The sequence below is a fragment of the Faecalibacterium sp. DFI.5.82 genome, assembly GCF_029076575.1.
Classification (GTDB): domain Bacteria; phylum Bacillota; class Clostridia; order Oscillospirales; family Ruminococcaceae; genus Faecalibacterium; species Faecalibacterium duncaniae.
In genome coordinates this window covers 295,280-313,152 of sequence record NZ_JARFIS010000002.1, presented here as the reverse complement: position 1 = coordinate 313,152, position 17,873 = coordinate 295,280, and the positions used below count along the sequence as shown (strand labels likewise).

Annotated in this window: 16 protein-coding genes; 13 read left to right on the top strand and 3 right to left on the bottom strand. The window is 62.0% G+C overall.

All coding sequences use genetic code 11. From position 1 onward, the window contains the following. The first annotated feature begins 49 nt into the window (after positions 1-49). The 11 genes from P0G09_RS05035 to P0G09_RS04985 all read left to right on the top strand — a co-directional run bounded on the left by P0G09_RS05035 (position 50) and on the right by P0G09_RS04985 (position 13,082). Positions 50-2,803: an insulinase family protein gene (locus P0G09_RS05035; RefSeq protein WP_275252111.1), complete on the top strand. Its 2,754-nt coding sequence runs from the start codon at positions 50-52 to the stop codon at positions 2,801-2,803. Between the two features lie 313 nt (positions 2,804-3,116). Next, positions 3,117-3,401, top strand: a complete 285-nt coding sequence (locus P0G09_RS05030) for a chemotaxis protein (protein ID WP_117475989.1) — start codon at positions 3,117-3,119, stop codon at positions 3,399-3,401. Next, on the top strand, positions 3,398-4,831 hold the full coding sequence (locus P0G09_RS05025; RefSeq protein WP_275252110.1) for a phage terminase large subunit: 1,434 nt from the start codon (positions 3,398-3,400) through the stop codon (positions 4,829-4,831). Before P0G09_RS05030 ends, P0G09_RS05025 begins: the two co-directional genes overlap by 4 nt. Positions 4,832-5,106: 275 nt before the next feature. After that, entirely contained in the window at positions 5,107-6,843 is a 1,737-nt protein-coding gene (locus tag P0G09_RS05020; RefSeq protein WP_275252109.1) for a hypothetical protein, read from the top strand. 98 nt (positions 6,844-6,941) lie between these two features. Further along, positions 6,942-7,895: a ribosomal-processing cysteine protease Prp gene (locus tag P0G09_RS05015; protein WP_275252108.1), complete on the top strand. Its 954-nt coding sequence runs from the start codon at positions 6,942-6,944 to the stop codon at positions 7,893-7,895. 98 nt (positions 7,896-7,993) lie between these two features. Next, the gene (locus tag P0G09_RS05010; protein ID WP_082210765.1) at positions 7,994-8,992 is read left to right on the top strand and encodes a N4-gp56 family major capsid protein; all 999 of its coding nucleotides are present in this window, start codon (positions 7,994-7,996) and stop codon (positions 8,990-8,992) included. A 133-nt stretch (positions 8,993-9,125) separates the two neighbouring features. Continuing rightward, positions 9,126-9,338, top strand: coding sequence for a hypothetical protein (locus tag P0G09_RS05005; RefSeq protein WP_097770405.1), 213 nt, complete (start codon positions 9,126-9,128; stop codon positions 9,336-9,338). A gap of 4 nt (positions 9,339-9,342) precedes the next feature. Then, positions 9,343-9,726 (top strand): hypothetical protein, encoded by a 384-nt coding sequence (locus tag P0G09_RS05000; protein WP_117535737.1) that lies wholly within the window; start codon positions 9,343-9,345, stop codon positions 9,724-9,726. Between the two features lie 15 nt (positions 9,727-9,741). Next, positions 9,742-11,613 (top strand): hypothetical protein, encoded by a 1,872-nt coding sequence (locus P0G09_RS04995; protein WP_275252107.1) that lies wholly within the window; start codon positions 9,742-9,744, stop codon positions 11,611-11,613. A gap of 3 nt (positions 11,614-11,616) precedes the next feature. Next, entirely contained in the window at positions 11,617-11,820 is a 204-nt protein-coding gene (locus P0G09_RS04990) for a hypothetical protein (protein ID WP_005931258.1), read from the top strand. Beyond that, the gene (locus P0G09_RS04985; protein ID WP_275252106.1) at positions 11,817-13,082 is read left to right on the top strand and encodes a cell envelope biogenesis protein TolA; all 1,266 of its coding nucleotides are present in this window, start codon (positions 11,817-11,819) and stop codon (positions 13,080-13,082) included. The genes P0G09_RS04990 and P0G09_RS04985 overlap by 4 nt, the downstream gene beginning before the upstream one ends. Positions 13,083-13,123: 41 nt before the next feature. On the opposite strand, the gene P0G09_RS04980 is transcribed toward P0G09_RS04985, so the two are convergent. From P0G09_RS04980 to P0G09_RS04970, 3 genes are read right to left on the bottom strand one after another with little or no spacing between them, the layout of a single operon-like run. Next, positions 13,124-13,858 (bottom strand): ABC transporter permease, encoded by a 735-nt coding sequence (locus P0G09_RS04980; protein ID WP_275252105.1) that lies wholly within the window; start codon positions 13,856-13,858, stop codon positions 13,124-13,126. A gap of 4 nt (positions 13,859-13,862) precedes the next feature. Next, on the bottom strand, positions 13,863-14,612 hold the full coding sequence (locus tag P0G09_RS04975; protein ID WP_275252104.1) for an ABC transporter permease: 750 nt from the start codon (positions 14,610-14,612) through the stop codon (positions 13,863-13,865). A 1-nt stretch (position 14,613) separates the two neighbouring features. After that, positions 14,614-15,540, bottom strand: coding sequence for an ABC transporter ATP-binding protein (locus P0G09_RS04970; RefSeq protein ID WP_275252103.1), 927 nt, complete (start codon positions 15,538-15,540; stop codon positions 14,614-14,616). Between the two features lie 165 nt (positions 15,541-15,705). Here P0G09_RS04970 and P0G09_RS04965 point away from each other — a divergent pair, with 165 nt between their 5' ends. Together P0G09_RS04965 and P0G09_RS04960 are read left to right on the top strand one after the other, a co-directional pair. Continuing rightward, positions 15,706-16,425: a response regulator transcription factor gene (locus P0G09_RS04965; protein WP_097773548.1), complete on the top strand. Its 720-nt coding sequence runs from the start codon at positions 15,706-15,708 to the stop codon at positions 16,423-16,425. After that, the gene (locus P0G09_RS04960; RefSeq protein WP_275252102.1) at positions 16,422-17,786 is read left to right on the top strand and encodes a HAMP domain-containing sensor histidine kinase; all 1,365 of its coding nucleotides are present in this window, start codon (positions 16,422-16,424) and stop codon (positions 17,784-17,786) included. The genes P0G09_RS04965 and P0G09_RS04960 overlap by 4 nt, the downstream gene beginning before the upstream one ends. Positions 17,787-17,873 lie beyond the last annotated feature (87 nt).

Sequence of the window (17,873 nt, the reverse complement as noted above, 5' to 3'; positions counted from 1 at the left end):
ACAATAGGGCCAAACACTTTGAAAAAATATGACCCAAAGGAGAAACAACATGAACTATCCCGGTTATACGCTGGTGCGCCGCGAGGACTGCCCGGAGCAGCACGGTGTGCTGACGGTTCTGAACCACGATGTGAGCGGGGCCACTGTCCTGCTGGTGGAGAACGAGGACACCAACAAGGCGTTCGGCATCGGCTTCGGCACCTTCCCCTCCGACGACACCGGTGTGTTCCACATTCTGGAGCACTCGGTGCTGGCGGGCAGCGAGAAGTACCCCGTGACCTCGCCTTTTTTGCAGCTGCTCAAGAGCAGTATGGCCTCCTTCCTGAACGCCATGACCTTCCCGGACAAGACCGTGTATCCCTTTGCCACCCCCAACGAGACCGACTTCAGGAACCTGATGGACGTGTACCTGAACGCCGTGTTCTGCCCGCTGGCCATGGTGGACAAGGCCGTGTTCGAGCAGGAGGGCTGGCACCGGGACGCGGACGGCACAGTGAGCGGTGTGGTCTACAATGAGATGCAGGGTGCGCTGGCCTCCCCGGACGCGCAGCTGCAGAACGCGCTGGAGCGGGCCATGTTCCCGGATACGGCCTACGGCTTTGTGTCCGGCGGCGACCCGGCCTCCATCCCGGCCCTGACCTATGAAAAATACCAGCGGGTGTACCGCCGCCATTACAGTGCCGACAACTGCTGCATTACCCTGTACGGCAAGATGGATATGGCCGAGAAGCTGGCGTTTCTGGATGAGCACTATCTGAGCAGGATGCCCAAGGGCACCAGCCGCCCCCGGCTGACGGTGCAGGACCAGCAGAACGGTGTGCGTGTGCACATCCCGTACTACACCGAAAACCCCGAGCCGAATCAGGTGCAGTGTGCGCTGGCCTGGTACACCGGCGCGTTTGCTGACCGGGAGCGCCAGCTGGGCGTGGAGATCCTGCTGGATGCCCTGCTGGGCACCAACCAGTCCCCGCTGAAGGCAGCTCTGCTGGAGCAGAAGCTGGGTGCGGATATTGACCTTGGCTTTGACGACAGCACCCTGCAGCCCACGCTGGAGCTGGTGCTGCGGGGGGCCACTGCAGAGACTGCCCCCAAATTTGCAGCTGGCGTGAAACAGGCTGTGACCGACCTGCTGGCAGGGGGCATCCCCGAGGAACTGCTGCTGGCCAGCCTGAACGCCATGGAGTTTGCCTCCCTGGAGCGCCCGGGCAACCTGCCCGACGGCGTGCTGGATGCCATCTATGCCGCCACCGGCTGGCTCCATACCGGCGACCCGGCCCTGCTGCTCCACACCGACAAGCTGTTTGCTTCCCTGCGGGAGAAGCTCTCCACCGGCTGGTTCAACGACCTGCTGAAGGATCTGCTGCTGGCAGAGCCGGTGCAGGTGATCCAGACCCCGGCCCTGCCCAAGAAGGACGAAGAGGATGCTGCCCCTGCCCGCAACGACGGCAAGCTGGTGCTGGACCATCCGCTGACCGTGGCCGACCTGGGCGACGGTGACAGGAGCGCTGCCGGTACGGTGGAACCGCTGGCCGGTGCGGAGCTGCTGCACCACCCCTCCAAGGGCAGCCTGTATCTGAATTTCTACTACGACCTGGGCGAGTGCACCCCGGAAGAGGTGCAGTATCTTGACCTGCTGACCGATATTCTGGACGAGCTGGATACCCCGGAGCACACTGCCCGGGAGCTGCAGACCCAGCGCGCCACCTGGCTGGGCAACAGCATGGCCTGCATCAGCTTCTGGACCGGGCGGCAGGAGGGCAGCCCCTGCCACGCAAAGCTCACCTGGAACATGAGCCTGCTGGAGCGGGATCTGGACAAGGCCATTGCGCTGGGCAGTGAGTACCTCTACAAGACCTGCCTGACCGGCCCCAAGGCCGAGGAAGCCTTTGCCCGGGTGCTGAGCCAGCAGAAGCTGAACATGGAGCAGCAGTTCATCCGGCAGGGCAACCAGTACGCTGCCGTGCGTGCCGCCGCCCACTATTCAGTGGAGTATGCCCTGAGCGAGCGGTGCAGCGGCGTGACCGGGTACCACTTCCTGTGCGGCCTACTGGAACAGGCCGACTGGGCCGCCATGGGCAAAAAGCTGGAGGCGGTGCGGGAAAAGGTGCTGAACCATGCAGCCCTGACCGTCAGCCTGCATGGCAGCGAGGAAGCGCTGGCAAAGCTGCGTGCCCTGCTGCCCGGCAGTGCCTTTGCTGCCCAGGGCCGCACCGCTGCCAAGCCCTACACAGAGGTGCTGACGGCCCCCGTGAACGAGGCCTTTATCATTGACGGCGGCGTGAACTATGATATCCTGACCTGGCCCATGGAGCGGCAGGCCGACCGCCGGGTGCTGGCCCGCATTATGAGTTACGAATACCTGTGGCACAACATCCGTGAGGTGGGCGGCGCTTACGGCACCGGAATGCTGACCCGTGCCCAGACCGAGGGACTGTACACCTATCGTGACCCCCACCTGACCGAGAGCTACGAGACCTTTGCCAAGGCCCCCGAGGTGCTGGCAGGCCGGGAGTACACCGAAAAAGACCTGAACGAGTTCATCGTGGGCGCGGTGTCCGAGATGGACTCGCCCAAAAAGCCCAACGCTGAGGCCAAGGAGCTGGACCGCCGGTACTTCTGCGGCATCACCGATGCCATGCTGGCCGCGGACCGCAAGGCCATGTGCAGCGTGACAGCTGAAACGATCCGGGCACAGGCCGCAGACCTTGCAGACCGGATGGCAAACGCTACCCGTGTGGCCTTTGGCAGCAAGGACGCTGTGGAAGCAGGCAAGCAGCTGTTTGACCGCATCGAGACCCTGTAAGCAGAACTGAAACTGAATCTGTAACGAAAGCAGGCACTCTGCCTTTGCCCCGGACGGGGCGGGCGGAGTGCCTGCTTTTTTGCGCAAAAGGCGCTTCACGCACCTGATGTGTCTGCGCGTGAAAAATCCGGGAGAAAAACGGAGATTTCTGCACGGTGCGATACAGCGATGAAAAATGAAAGATTATTTTATACGGATTGGATTCTATGACACTAAAAGTACAAAACGGCCCTGCAAAAGTGCGCGCTGTTGCAGGGGACGAAAAGCTGGTATCCTTGTGCCAAGCCAAACAGAAAGGATGTGAGAACACAGGATGGCGCAAGCGAAACAGCCGGGCAGGGACAAGAGCCTTGCCAGCCTGCACAAGGCCACCGACACCCTGAGCACCATGCTGGCGCAGGAGGTCAAGGAGCTGAACGCCCGGCAGAAGGCCCAGCGAGCCGATGGCTCTGACCCCGCCCTGATGAAGGGGCTCAAGGAGGCCACGGCGGTGCTGAAGGATCTGGCCGCGGTGGCCAAGACCCTGAACGATCAGGGCGCGGATGCCGAGGCCCGGGCGTGCGGCGTGGTGCTTCTGCCAGCCGTGGAGGACGTATGAATGCAGAGATCGTATGGCGGCCCCAGCCCCGGCAGGCGGAGTTCATGCGCCGCCCGGAACCAGAAGCCCTGTACGGGGGCGCGGCAGGCGGCGGCAAGAGTGACGCGCTGGTGATCGAGGCCCTGCGGCAGGTGGACATCCCCCACTATCGGGGGCTCATCCTGCGCAAGACCTACCCCCAGCTCAGTGATCTGGTGGACAAGAGCATGGCCTACTACAAGCGGGCTTTTCCTACGGCACAGTACAACGCCACCAGCCATGTGTGGGTGTTCCCCAGCGGGGCCAAGATCTACTTTGGTTCCATGCAGTACACCAAGGACCGCACAAATTATCAGGGCAAGGCCTTCGACTTCATCGGGTTCGATGAGCTGACCCATTTCGAGTGGGAAGAGTACAGCTATATGATGAGCCGCAACCGCCCTACCGGCCCGGGCACCCGGGTCTACCTGCGGGCCACCACCAATCCCGGCGGTGTGGGGCACGGCTGGGTGAAAGCACGGTTCATCACGCCTGCCCCGCCCGGCACCCCCATTGTGGAACAGTTCCCGGTGCGGATGCCGGACGGAACCGAGAAGGTGCTGGAGCGGGCAAGGGTGTTTATCCCGTCCAGCGTGTTCGACAACCCCGCCCTGCTGGAAAATGACCCGGACTACCTTGCCAGTCTGGCAAGCCTGCCCGAAGCGGAAAAGCAGGCCCTGCTCTATGGCAGCTGGGACAGCTTTTCGGGACAGGTGTTCACCGAGTGGAGGAACGACCCGGGGCATTATCAGGACCAGCGCTGGACCCATGTCATTGCGCCCTTTGCCATCCCCAGACACTGGAAGATCTACCGAGGGTACGATTTCGGTTTCTCGAAGCCGTTCTCGGTGGGGTGGTACGCGGCGGATGAGGAGGGCAGGCTTTACCGCATCAAGGAGCTGTACGGCTGCACGGGCCGCCCCAACGAGGGCCTGCGCATCGATCCGGTGGAGCAGGCAAGGCGGATCCGGGAGGCAGAGCAGAACGACCCGATGCTCAAGGGCCGCACCATTTTGGGGGTGGCCGACCCCGCTATCTTTGATGAGAGCCGGGGCGAGAGCATTGCCGCCATGATGGAGCGGGGCCCCCATTTTCTCCACTGGGTCCCCGGTGACCACACCCGGCTGGCGGGGAAGATGCAGTTCCACTACCGGCTGGCGTTCGATGGGGAGGGGCGGCCCATGTTTCAGGTGTTCAACACCTGCAGGCACTTTATACGCACCCTCCCGAACCTGGTCTATGACGAGAGCAATGTGGAGGACATCGACACCCGGCAGGAGGACCATATCTATGACGAGTGCCGCTATGTGCTGATGGAAAATCCCATCTCCCCGCCCCGGCAGACTGTGCAGCCTCCGGTGGGGGACGACCCGCTGGAGCTGCACCGGAGGGCGAGATTTTACAGGGTATAGGCGGCTCACCCTCTCCGTCAGCGCTGGCGCGCTGCCACCTCTCCCGAAGGGCGAGGCCTTGGCAGTTATTGCAAAGTTTGCAGTTTCGTCAGAAGCTCCCACTTTGGGAGCAACGACGACGACCGCCGCCAGCGGCGGATTGAGGGAGGAGTTGTTGGGGCAGCGGCCAGCAAGGATGCGAACAGAGTGAAGCAGACGCTGGGAGCCGCAACTCGGCTGCTGGCGAGCGGAGCGAGACTGAGAGGGTGAGGAAGCTAACAAGAAAGGAGTAAGAAATGATCGATGAAAAGCCCCCCATCGGGGCAGAAGAAGTGGCCGAAGCCACTGCCATTTTACAGAAATACAAGGCCGGAAAAGCCGCGCTGGACAAACGCATTGTGGACAACGAGCTGTGGTTCCGGATGGGACACTGGAAGAACTACCAGAACCCCATGATGGAGGGCAAGCCCCAGCCTGCCAGTGGGTGGCTGTTCAACAGCATTGCCAACAAGCACGCCGATGCCATGGACAATTACCCGGCCCCCAACGTTCTGCCCCGGGCGGCAGACGATGCGCAGACCGCACAGGTGCTTTCCAGCATCCTGCCGGTGGTGCTGGAGCAGGCAGACTATGAACAGGTGTACAGCGACACCTGGTGGCGCAAGCTCAAGCAGGGCACCGGGGTCAAGGGCGTGTTCTGGGACCCGGAGGCCCGGGGCGGCGTGGGAGAGATCGCCATCCGGCCCATGAATCTGCTCATGCTCTACTGGGAGCCGGGCGTGGCGGATATCCAGGCCTCGCCCCACTTTTTCTCCCTGAGCATGGAGAACACCAAACAGCTGGAAAGCCGCTGGCCCCAGCTGAAGGGCCACAGCGCCAGTGTGCTGGATGTACCCCGTTTTCTCCACGACGGCGGGCTGGACACCACCGAAAAAAGCGTGGTGGTGGACTGGTACTACAAAAAGCCGGACAAGGCCGGACGCACCCTGCTCCACTACTGCAAGTTCTGCAACGGTGTGGTGCTCTATGCCAGCGAGAATGACCCGGCCCTTGCCGGGCGGGGCTTCTACGACCACGGAAAATATCCCTTCGTGTTCGACCCGCTGTTTATGGAAGAGGACAGCCCGGCGGGCTTTGGCTATATCGATGTGATGAAGGAATGCCAGACCGCCATCGACAGGATGAACCATGCCATGGATGAAAATGTCCTGCTGGCATCCAAGCAGCGGTATGTGCTCAGCGACACGGCGGGCGTGAACGAGGAGGAACTGGCGGATCTCAGCCGGGACATCGTCCATGTGGCCGGGCGGCTGGGAGACGAGAGTTTCCGTCCATTGCAGACCGCCGGTTTGCAGGGAAACAGCCTGAGCTACCGCAACAGCCGCATTGAGGAGCTGAAGGAAATCAGCGGAAACCGGGATATGACCCAGGGCGGCACCGCAGGCGGCGTGACGGCGGCAAGTGCCATTGCGGCCCTGCAGGAGGCGGGCAGCAAGCTCTCCCGCGATATGCTCAAAAGTGCCTACCGGGCCTTTGCAAGGGAGTGCTACCTCATCATTGACCTGATGCGGCAGTTTTATGATGAGGAGCGGGTGTTCCGTGTCATCGGGCCTGCCGGAGGCAGAGAGTTCGTGCCCTTTTCCGGGGCAGCGCTGCGTGCCCGCCCCATGGGGCTGATGGGCGGCGTGAAGCTGGGAAGCCGGGAACCGGTGTTTGATATCGTGGTGAGCGCCGAGAAGAAATCCACCTTCAGCCGCCTTTCCCAGAATGAAACGGCGAAGGAGTGCTACCAGCTGGGTTTCTTTGCACCCCAGAATGCCGACGCGGCCCTGGCGGCACTGGAGATGATGGACTTTGAGGGCATCGAAAAAGTGCGCCAGAGGGTGCGGCAGAACGGTACGCTGGCACAGAAGCTGACGGCGGCCCAGATGCAGATTGCGCGGTTCAACGAGAAATTGAGCGGCGCGGAGGAAAATCTGAGCACAAGAGCATTGGCGAAGAACCTCTCCGGCGCTTTGCGCCAGCTCTCCTAACGGGAGAGCCAGGTTTACGCTGCTGCTGGCTTGCCTCCCCTATGAGGGGAGGTGGCACCGCAGGTGACGGAGAGGTTTTACATGAGAAGGAGGCAGAAATGATCAAAGTGAATTATACGGAATTGGATGGACCTTACGGCCCGGCCATGCGTCTGGAGGCAGCGGGCCATGCAGGCTATGCCCCGGCAGGGCAGGATATCGTGTGTGCCGGTGTCAGCACCCTGATGCAGGCACTGGTCAGCCTGCTGGCGGGCGAGGAGAACGCCCACAGCGATGCTTTTGACGAGCCCAATGGCCCCCGCCTGACGGTGACTGCCGCCCGGCCCTGTACCGCATGGGTCGAGGGAGCCTTTGAGCTGGCCAAGGCGGGCTTTGCCCTGCTGGCCGAGCGCTACCCGGACAATGTCTGCTTTGCCGACCGGAGTGCCCGGGGCAAGCAGGAGATGATGGACCTGCAGCTGTTTGCTGACGGCGGCGAAGCGGCTGCCCCTGCCCTGAGCGCGGCCCAGGAGCAGCAGGCTGTGGCATCGGGTACCCTGAAGCCCGGTGAGAAAGCGGACGCAAAGCAGGATACGACCGCCCCGGAGGGGGAGAAGGAGGTGAAAGAAACCGAACCGGTCAAGGCGGAAGAAGGGCAGGAACAGGAACCGCCCCGCCCTGCGCTGCCAAAACGTTTTCCGGGAAGCCAGGCTGTGGATGCCCTGCACCGGCGCTGGGCTGCCGAGGAGGCCATGATGCGCCGGGCAGTGCCGGAGTTTTCCCTGCAAAAGGAGCTGGCAGACCCCGAGATGCGCCGTCTGATGCAGCTGCCCGGGATGCGGATGCTGGATGCCTACCGGCTGGCCCACTACGGAGATGCCATGCGCCAGACTGCCCGCACCGTGGAGCAGGGCGTGGTGGAGCGCATCCGCCAGCGCGGGGCACGCCCTGCTGAAAACGGCACCCACCCCGGCAGCGCCGCCGTGACCGGTGCGGATGTGAACCGGATGACCCGCAGCCAGCGGGAAGCACTGGAACGTCAGGCGCTCCATGGTGCAAAGATCAGCTTTTGAGGGAAAACCCTCTCACCGCTTCGGTCTGGCTTTGCCAGCGCCTTGCGGAGCTCCCCCGAAGGGGGAGCTTGAAATCAATGAAAGAAAGGATAATGACTATGAACAACTTCAACATTCAGCTGTTTGCCGAAACTCCCCTGAACTCCACCACCACCATGACCCCGGAGATGAAGACCTTCTACGAGAAGCGCCTCATCGACCAGGCAGAGCCCCGGCTGGTGCATGACCAGTTTGCGGATTACTATCCTGTGCCCCAGAACGGCGGCAAGACCATCGAGTTCCGCAAGTACGACAGCCTGCCCAAGGCTTCCACTCCGCTGACCGAGGGCGTGACCCCGGACGGTCAGGCTCTGAACGTGACCACCATCACCAGCGACCTGCACCAGTATGGCGGCTGGACCCCGCTGACTGACGTGCTGCAGATGACCGCCATTGACAACAACGTGGTGCAGGCCACCCGTGTGCTGGCAAGCCAGGCGGGCCGCACCATGGACAGCATCACCCGTGATGTGCTGGCGGGCGGCACCAATGTGCTGTATGCCCCCAAGCAGAATGCGGACGGCACCGAAACGGAGGTGAAGAGCCGCAAGGAGCTGGACAAGACCTGCACCCTGACCCCGAAGCTGTTCTTCCGGGCGGCGGCGCAGCTGGGTGCCATGAACGCAGACCCCATCGGCGACAGCTACATTGCCATCATCCACCCCTATGCCGCCTACGACCTGAAGACCTGCAGGGAATTCATTGAGGCGCACAAGTATGCCGACCCTGAGACTATGTACCGCGGCGAGATCGGCAAGCTGGGCAACATCCGCTTTGTGGAGACCAGCGAGGCCAAGATCTGGAAGGACACCACCTGCCCCAGCGGTCTGGCCGTGTTCGGCACGCTGGTGCTGGGTGCCCATGCCTACGGTGTGACCGAGCTGGAGGGCGGCGGCCTGGAACACATCGTCAAGCAGCTGGGTTATGGCGACGACCCGCTGAACCAGCGCGCTTCCGTGGGCTGGAAGGGGATGCGCGCCGCCGAGCGTCTGGTGGAGCAGTACATGGTGCGCATTGAGAGCGTATCCAGTTATTCGGAGAATGCGAGTGCCAACTGAACCTCTCAGGCGCTTCGTGCCAGCTCCCCTAGTAGGGGAGCCCTTGGCAAACCGGGCAAGCTCTGCTGGATGACGAAACCAGGCGAGGCGTAAAAGGCAGTGCCCCTGCGACAGAGGGCAGAAAGGATGAAAAATGGACAAGAAAAACGTAAGAATCCGGCTGTTCAAGGACAACAGCCGGTACAAGGGCGACCTGTTTGTGAGCGTGAACGGCGTGAGCTATAAGATCCGCCGAGGCGTGGAGGTGGAAGTGCCGCCCGAGGTGGCAGAGGTGCTGGAGCACAGCCAGGTGCAGGATGAGCGCACCGCCGCCCGCATTGCCGCCGCCGAGAAGATCGCGGGGTGAGCGCATGACAGTGGGACAGGCTCTGGAACGGGCCGAGGAACTGCGGCCGGGCTGCAAGGTGGACAGCTGCACCCGACAGCGCTGGCTCTGTGAGGAGGATGGAATGCTGCGGGCCCTGCTGTTCTCCGGCTGCGGGCTGCGGGCCGGAGTGGGGGCAGACCTTGCCTGGCCTGCGGAGGGCGGTCTGGACGATGCCGTAGAGCTGCTGGTACCCGTGCCCTTTGATGCGCTCTACCCGCATTACCTCTGCGCAAAGCTGGATGCTGCCCTGGGCGAGACGGAACGTTACGCCGGGGAGCAGGCCCGGTATAACAGCATTCTGGCCGAGCTGAGCGCCTGGCTGCGGCGGCGGGCAAAGCCGAAGCGCGGAGCGCAGTGGCGATGGTGAAAGGGAGGAAAGTGGATGCTTCTGACAAATCGGACCGGTGTGAAGAATACCCGGGATCTGCTGCGGGCCTTTGGCGGCCTGAACGAGACCTACGGCTGCACCGAGGCTGAGTACAGCGGGGGAATGAATTTTTCGGCCCGGGATTTCCCGGCCCTGAGCACCCGGCTGCCCCGCCGCAGGCTGCAGGAGCTGGCCGGGCTGAACGGGATGTATCACCTGAACGGTCTGCTGACCGTCTGCGGGCAGGACCTGGTTTATACCCCGGACGAGGCCCCGGCCCAGCCCGTCACCGTGAAAAATGCCGTGGCAGACGGCCGCAAGACGATGGTGGGCATCGGAACAAAGATCCTGATCTTTCCGGACAAGGTGGCGTTCGATACGGCTGACGGCAGTGCGGCCCCGCTGGGTGCTGCTTGGGAGGCGGGAAGCCTGAGCGTGAGCTTTGCGCCCTGTGATGCTTCGGGGAATACCTACGAGGTGAAGGATAAGGGCACGAAGGAGCCGGAACACCCGCAGGACGGCCAGCTGTTTCTGAAGTTGAACGAGCCGGACAAGCCCTATTCCGCAGAGAATACGCTGGAGGTGTACAGCGAGGCTTCGGGCAACTGGACGGTGATCCCGCTGGACTACTGCCTTGTGAACGCTGAGGGCATCGGGGCGGAATTCCGGGTGTGGGACACTGTGACCTTGACCGGTACGGGGGCTGAACAGGCAGGCCAGTGGGCCGGGCTGGACGGCGACCGCATCGTGTACGGTGTGACCGAGACTACCCTGCGCCTGCGGGCTGACCCGGGCGGCGAACACTTTTACGGCAGGCTTGTCCACAATGGCAGCAGTGCTGTCTGGGTGAGCATGGACGGCACACAGCGGGAAGAGTATTTCCCGGCGGAGGGTGTGAAGGTGGAGCGCCGGGTGCCCGACCTTGAGTACCTGACCGAGTGCGACAACCGGGTGTGGGGCTGTTCCAGCAGCGAGAATGTCATCTACGCCTGCAAGCTGGGCGACCCCACCAACTGGTTCTCCTACCGGGGCATCGCGGCAGACAGCTATGCCGTGACCGTGGGCAGCGACGGCCCCTTTACCGGCGCGGCCACCTGCATGGGCTATGCGCTGTTCTTCAAGGAAAACACCCTGCACAAGCTCTACGGCTCCAAGCCCTCGGATTTCCAGCTCAGCTCCCTGCGCTGCCGGGGCGTGGCCAGAAACGCGGCCCACAGTCTCTGCGTGCTGAACGAGACGCTGTACTATCTCTCGCCCGACGGCGTGATGGCGTGGGACGGCAGCATCCCGGCCAAGGTGTCGGCGGCGCTGGATGCCGGGCGGCTTGCCAATGTGAAGCAGGCTGTGGGCGGTGCGCTGGATGGCCGGTATTATCTGCATGTCAGCCGGGAAAACGAGGTGCGTCTGCTGGTCTATGATACCGAGCGGGGCCTCTGGCACGAGGAGGATGTCTGCTCCTTTGAGATGGCCAGCACCGGCGGGCAGCTCTATCTCTGGGATGGCCGGGCGCTCTGGGCCGCTGACCCCAGCCGGGAAGCAGCAGGGCAGAGAAGCGAGGGAACGGAACAGGGCGTGGAGTTTGCCCTGACCACCGGAGATCTGGGGCTGGACAGCCCCGAGGAGCGGTACCTCTCCCGGCTGACGCTGCGGCTGGATGCCGCCTGCAGGAGCCGGGTGACTGTGGAAGTGAGCTATGACGGCGGCCCCTGGGAGAACGCCGCTGCCCTGACAGTGGAGGGGCCGCGCCGCAATTGTGATTTGCACCTTGTGCCCCGGCGGTGCGCCTCGCTCCGGCTGCGGCTGTGGGGCTATGGGCAGATCACCCTGCGGAGCCTGGCCAAGACCTTCAGCGGGGCAAAGGGAAACTGGATGGAACTGGAGGGATAAACCATGGCAAGCATTGCAGGCCTGGGCAAGATCGGCCTGCCCAGGCTGAGTGAGAATATGGACCCGGAGGATGCCCGGGCCCTGCGGAATTATCTGTACCAGATGCAGGAGCAATTGCAGTATGTGCTCTGCAATCTGGACACCGAGAATTTCTCGGAGGAGCTGCGGGGCAGGCTTTCCGGCAGTTTGGGAAAGGAGGAGACATGAGCGAGAAAAAGAAGCAGGAGTACACCACAGGCGGGCTGAAAAACCGGCAGGATGTGGAAAACGCGCTGGCTTCGGCAGAGTACCGGCCCTCGCAGGAGGTGACGGACGCAGCCAGCGACCTGAAGCAGTGGCAGGCCAACCGCCCCGGCGATTACGAGAGCGCCTATCAGGGCCGCATTGACGGCCTGATGGAGGATCTGCTGGACCGGAAGGAATTCAGTTACAGCTATGGTGCCGACCCACTGTACCACCAGTACGCCCAGCTGTACACCCAGAATGCCCAGAACGCCAGTGCCGACGCGGCGGCGCAGGCCGCTGCCCTGACCGGCGGCTATGGTTCCAGCTACGCGGCCAGTGCGGCCCGGCAGGCATACCAGCAGCAGATCGGTGCACTGAGCGAGGCCATCCCCACGCTGTACCGGCTGGCGCTGGATACCTACCAGAGCGGCGGCGATGCCCTGGTGGAGCAGATCGACCAGCTGAACGGGCAGGAGCAGAATGCCCAGCAGAAGTATGAGCGGGAGCTGGCGGATTACTACACCCAGCTGGAACAAAAGGGCAATGCCTACAACACGGCTTACACCCAGGATTACGGGCGCTATCAGGATTATCTGGGCCAGTTGGACAGCCTGTACGGTTACTACGCGGCACAGGAACAGCAGGAGGCGGCCCGCCGCCAGCAGGGCTTCAACAATGTGATGACCGTGCTGGGCCTTCTGGGTGACGCGGCCCAGCTGGCCATTACCGGCACCACGGGTCTGGGCAGCATGGCAGGCAGCCTGCTGAACACCGGGTACAACATCTATGCAGGCAACCGCGCCTATGAAGCCGAACGGGCCGACACGGCATGGAAGCAGAAAATGCAGGAGCAGCTGCGGCAGGATGAGCTGGCACAGCAGCAGTACAAAAACGAGCAGGCCCAGCAGGAATATCAGGACAAACTCCGCCAGCAGCAGGTCAGCAATGCCCTTGCGGCAGAGCGGCTGGACCTGAGCAAGAGCCAGTGGGCAGCCAAGCAGGAAAAGGCCAGCCGGACTGCCGAAAAAGCCAGCGCCGATGCAGCGGCGAAGCGCGGCAGCCTGACGGGTGACACCGGCCTGAAGGTGGGCAAAAGCGGCGTTTCCAGCGGCGGCACCGTGCCGTACAGCGCGGCGAGGATGCGCAGTCAGGGCCGCAGTGATACGGCCATCCGCACCCAGCTGCTCAAGGAGGGATACTCCAGCAGCGAGGTCAGGAAGATTATGCAGCAGCTGAACAGCTGAAAAAAGGGGAGGGCAACCGTGAAGGTGCTCTCCCCTTTGTGCTATGCCCGCACATCCTCCCGGCGTAAAAGCAGCCATGCCAGAAGGAACATCGTCCCCAGCCAGAAGATGCAGCTGAAGGCAAACAGCCCGTAGCTGCCCGCCAGAGCATCCGCACTTTTGTTGGAGTTCATGCCCAGCTGCATCAGAGAATAGGGCCACAGGATTCCAAAGCCTTTGGAGCTGATAAAGATGCCGGTAATGCCGCCCAGCAGCCCCAGAAAAATGGGCACGGCAAAGCTGCGGATGACCATGGCCAGCACCAGCTGTGCGGCAATGACAGCCAATGCACCCAGCAGTCCCCGCAGTAAAAACAGCGGTAAGGTGACCGGCGGCAGCCCGGGCAGATGGGCAAATACCTTGCCGCAGAACACGAACAGCGCGAACACAAAACCGTGGGTCAGCAGCGCCAGCTTTGTCACCACCGCAAACTTTGCTGCAAACAGGTCCAGCGGCGGTACGGGGCTTGCCATGATCAGGTTCCAGTTGTGCCCCAGATGTTCCAGCCGCCACAAGTAGGCAGCATAGGTGGCTACCATGGCAGGGAAGAAGAGCATGGAATAAAACAGGGTGTGCTGGGTCCACAGGCTATACCAGCCGTCGGTGAGGATCTCAAGATTTTGTAAATAATTGAAGGTGCCGTAGGTGGCTGAAAGAATGGGCAGCACAAAGAACATTGCCCAGATGGGAGATGCGTGGAGTTTGCGGTTCTCCGCAAGAATACAGCGTTTCAGCATGGTTTTATACCTCCTCGTCCTGTACCTTGCGCCACGCAAGGGCAAACAGCACAGCGCCCAGCGCAAGAGTGAAGGCCAGCAGCACCCAGTTGAAGGGGCGGGTGCCGTAGGTGACGGTGTGGGTAGCCTTGTCCCAGTTCGCCACTTCGTAGGCGCTCAGAGGAATGTAGTACCCAAAAGGCACAAAGTAACTGGCAAGCGGCGGCATAAAAGCAGAAAACAGCCCCACCAGTGCCCCTACGATGCCCACGCAGAGCGCCGGCAGAGGATTGCCCATCCACAGCATCAGCAGAAATTCTCCAAAGAAGAGCATTGTGTTCACAGCCAGCGTGCAGATGAACAGATAGCATAGCTGCCCAGTGGGAAATGCTTCGGTATAACCATGGACACGCCCCAGCACCGGAACGCAGGCCAGCTCCAGCACCGTGACCAGAAGAACTTCCAGCACCCCAAAGACAGCTTTGCCTGCAAACAGGCTGCGGCGGCTCTGCAGGGTGTAGAGCAGCTTTGCGGTGTTGCCTTTGATCTCCATATCCCACAACCGGGAGGCCAGCACTGCCATCATCACCGGCATCAGAATGGCTTCAATGACGGGCAGGCTGTAAAGCAGGGCGCTGTAACCGTTGGCAAGCTCCTCCGGGTCTGCCGGGGCAAGGCCGCCCACCCACAGCACGACAATGCCGGGGATGAGCAGGCAGAGAGCAAGGTCGTGCCTACGGTGGGCTTTTTGCAGTTCTGCACGGAAAGCTGCCATCTTACGCCACCTCCCCGCTGGTCTGGGTCAGGCTGAGGAAGATGTCCTCAAGGCTCTTTGTCTGGGCCGTCAGGCCAACCACACCCACGCCGCTTTCGGCAAGGGTGCAGACCAGTGCCGCCAGCGCTTCGTCCGGCAGCGGGGGCAGCTGCAGAGTGTCCGGCTGGTCTGCCGGTGCAGCGGCTTTTACTCCCTGCTGCTGCAGGACGGCTGCGGCTTTGGGTGCGTCCAGCACCCGCAGCAGAATGCCGCCCCGGCTGTGCTTTTGCAGCTGCTGCAAGGAGCCCTCGAACAGCAGTTTGCCGTGGTTCAGAATGCCCACCTGATCCACCATCTGCTCGATCTCGCCCAGCAGGTGGCTGGAGATCAGCACGGTGGCTCCGGTGGTCTGGGGCATGGAAGCAATCAGACTGCGCATCTCCTGAATGCCTGCCGGGTCCAGACCGTTGGTGGGTTCGTCTAAAATCAGCAGTTTGGGGCTGCCCAGCAGCGCCATGGCAATGCCCAGCCGCTGCTTCATGCCAAGGGAATACTGCCCCACCTTCCGGTCAGCGTCTTTGGTCAGGTGCACGATCTCCAGCACCCGGCTGATGTCCTTCCGGTCCACGTCTTTCAGGTCAGCCACGATGGAAAGGTTTTCCCGGGCAGTCAGGTGCAGGTAACCGGAGGGGGATTCGATCAGGCTGCCGGTCTGCCGCAGCAGGGCAATGCGGTTTGCTTCGTTCAGGGTGTGCCCCAGCAGTTCCACACTGCCGCCGGTGGGGCGTACAAGCCCCAGCAGCATCTTCATGGTGGTGGATTTGCCCGCACCGTTGGGGCCTAAAAAGCCGTAAACACAGCCCTCCGGGACAGTCAGGTTCAAATGATCCACCACCGGACGGCCATGGTAGCTTTTGCAAAGGGCATGGGTCTCGATCACAGGTTTCATAAATGGTCTCCTTTCGCATTCATGGATTTCGGAACGATGCCAGAATACACCCGCTGCCTTAAACTGACCGGAAGCGCAGCTTAAATTCCCCTTAAATTTGCAGGCGTTTTCCGCTGCGGCGCAAAAAGTGTGGTATAGTAAAGGCGGGAAAGGAGAACTGCACTTATGGATACCATTTATGATGCAAAGATTCTCATTGTGGATGACAACGCCGAACTGCTGGCACTGCTGTGTGAGCAGCTGCGGGGCGCAGGATATGGCCATATCAGAACCGCCCAAAGCTGCGCCGCTGCCCGCGCCTGTTTTGCGGCAGAGCAGCCGGAGCTGATGATCCTGGATATCAACCTGCCGGATGGGGACGGATTTTCGCTGTTCCGGGCGCTGCGGGCAAAAGCGGACGTTCCGGCGCTGTTCCTCTCTGCACGGGACGCGGATGCCGACCGTCTGTTCGGGCTGGGTCTTGGCGCAGACGACTACCTGACCAAGCCCTTTCTGATGCAGGAACTGCTGCTGCGGGTGCAGCATATTTTGCAGCGGGCGTACCGGGCAGAGCTGTCCCGTACAAAACCGGCACCTTTGCAGCTGGGGGAGCGGTGCGTAGACCTGAATGATGCCATTGTTACCCTGCCAGAGGGCAAAACACTGGCGCTGACCGCTACCGAGCTGGCGCTGCTGCGGAAATTGGCAGAGAACCGGGGACACATCGTTACCTACGATGCCCTTTGTGCGGCGGTCTGGGGCGCAGATTATTATGGCTACGAGAACAGTCTGGGGGTACATATCCGGCATCTGCGGGAGAAGCTGGAAGCCGAACCCGGTGCGCCGCAGTTTCTGCGGACGGTGCGGGGCATTGGCTATAAGCTGACAAAGGGGGAAGAAGCATGAAAACCTTTGTGCGCCTGATCCGGCGGTATGTGCTGGCGGCAGTGGGCATTGTTCTGCTGCTGTTGTTTTCCGGTGTTGCGGTGCTGGGCTGGCTGGGCTGGCAGGAGGGCTGCCGCCTGCCGCAGCGGGAGTATTCATCCAGCGAGATCGCGGATTCTATGGTGGAGACCGCCGAAGGGCTTGCCTTTGGGGCAGAACGCACCCCGCAGGAGTGGATGAATGGCTACGAGTGGGCGATGGTGCTGGACGATGTGGGAAACATCCGCTGGAGCTACGGCCTGCCGCAGGAACTGAACCATGCCTACACTCCCGGCGATATCGCCAAATTTTCCCGCTGGTATCTGGCGGATTACCCGGTGTTCTGCTGGACGGAACCCTACGGGCTGTTCGTCATCGGGCTGCCAAAGGGGAGCCTGTGGAAGTACAGCGTTTACAGCTCACCGGACTTTGCTCTGAGCATGGTGCGGGTGCTCCCGGCGGCAGCGCTGGGAATGCTGATGCTGGGTCTGGCGCTCTGCTTCTGGTTGAGCTGGCGGGGGGCAAAGCGGCTGGAGACCGTGGCAAACGGTCTGGATGCACTGGCGCAGGGGCAGACTGTCCGGCTGCCTACGGATGGTTTTGCCGGGGAACTGGCAGAAAAGCTGAACCAAACCGGGGCACAGCTGCAAGCCAAAAACGAGATGCTTTCCCGGCGGGACAACGCCCGCACCCAGTGGATCGCAGGGGTCAGCCATGACGTGCGCACCCCGCTGGCGCTGATCTTAGGCTGGGCGGAGCAGCTGGAACAGGATGCACTTTTGCCGGACAGCTCCCGGCAGAAAGCGACCGGCATCCGCACCCAGTGCGAAAAGCTGCGCACCCTCATTGATGACCTGAACCTGACCAGTAAGCTGGAATACGGTGCCCAACCCCTGCGCCGGAAAGAACTCCGGGCAGGGCCGCTGTTCCGGCAGCTGGTGGCGCAGTTTTGCGAAAGCCCGCTGGCAGAGCACTGCGGGATCACGCTGGAACAGGAAGAACCGGCAGAGCAGACAGTGCTTTCGGTGGATGAGGCGCTGATGGCGCGGCTGCTGGAAAACCTGCTGAACAACAGCGTCCGGCATAACCCAAAGCCGGTGAACATTACCGTGTACACCCGGCGGGCAGGGCAGCGCTTCTGCCTGACCGTGGCAGATGACGGCATCGGATATCCCCCTGCCGTTCTGGCGGCGCTGAACGCTGCGGAGCCTGCCGAAAACGCACCCCATATCCTTGGCCTGTATGTAGTGCAGCAGATCGCCGCCGCCCATGGCGGCAGGGCAGTGTTTGGGCAGAACACCCCCCACGGTGCCAAAGCGGTGGTGTACCTGCCGCTGGGCTGAAAATTGATCGGAATCCTTGCTTTTCCCGGCCGGATTTCTTATACTTTGAACAAAGAAGTCTTTTTTTGGTGCAAAACACAGGAGGAA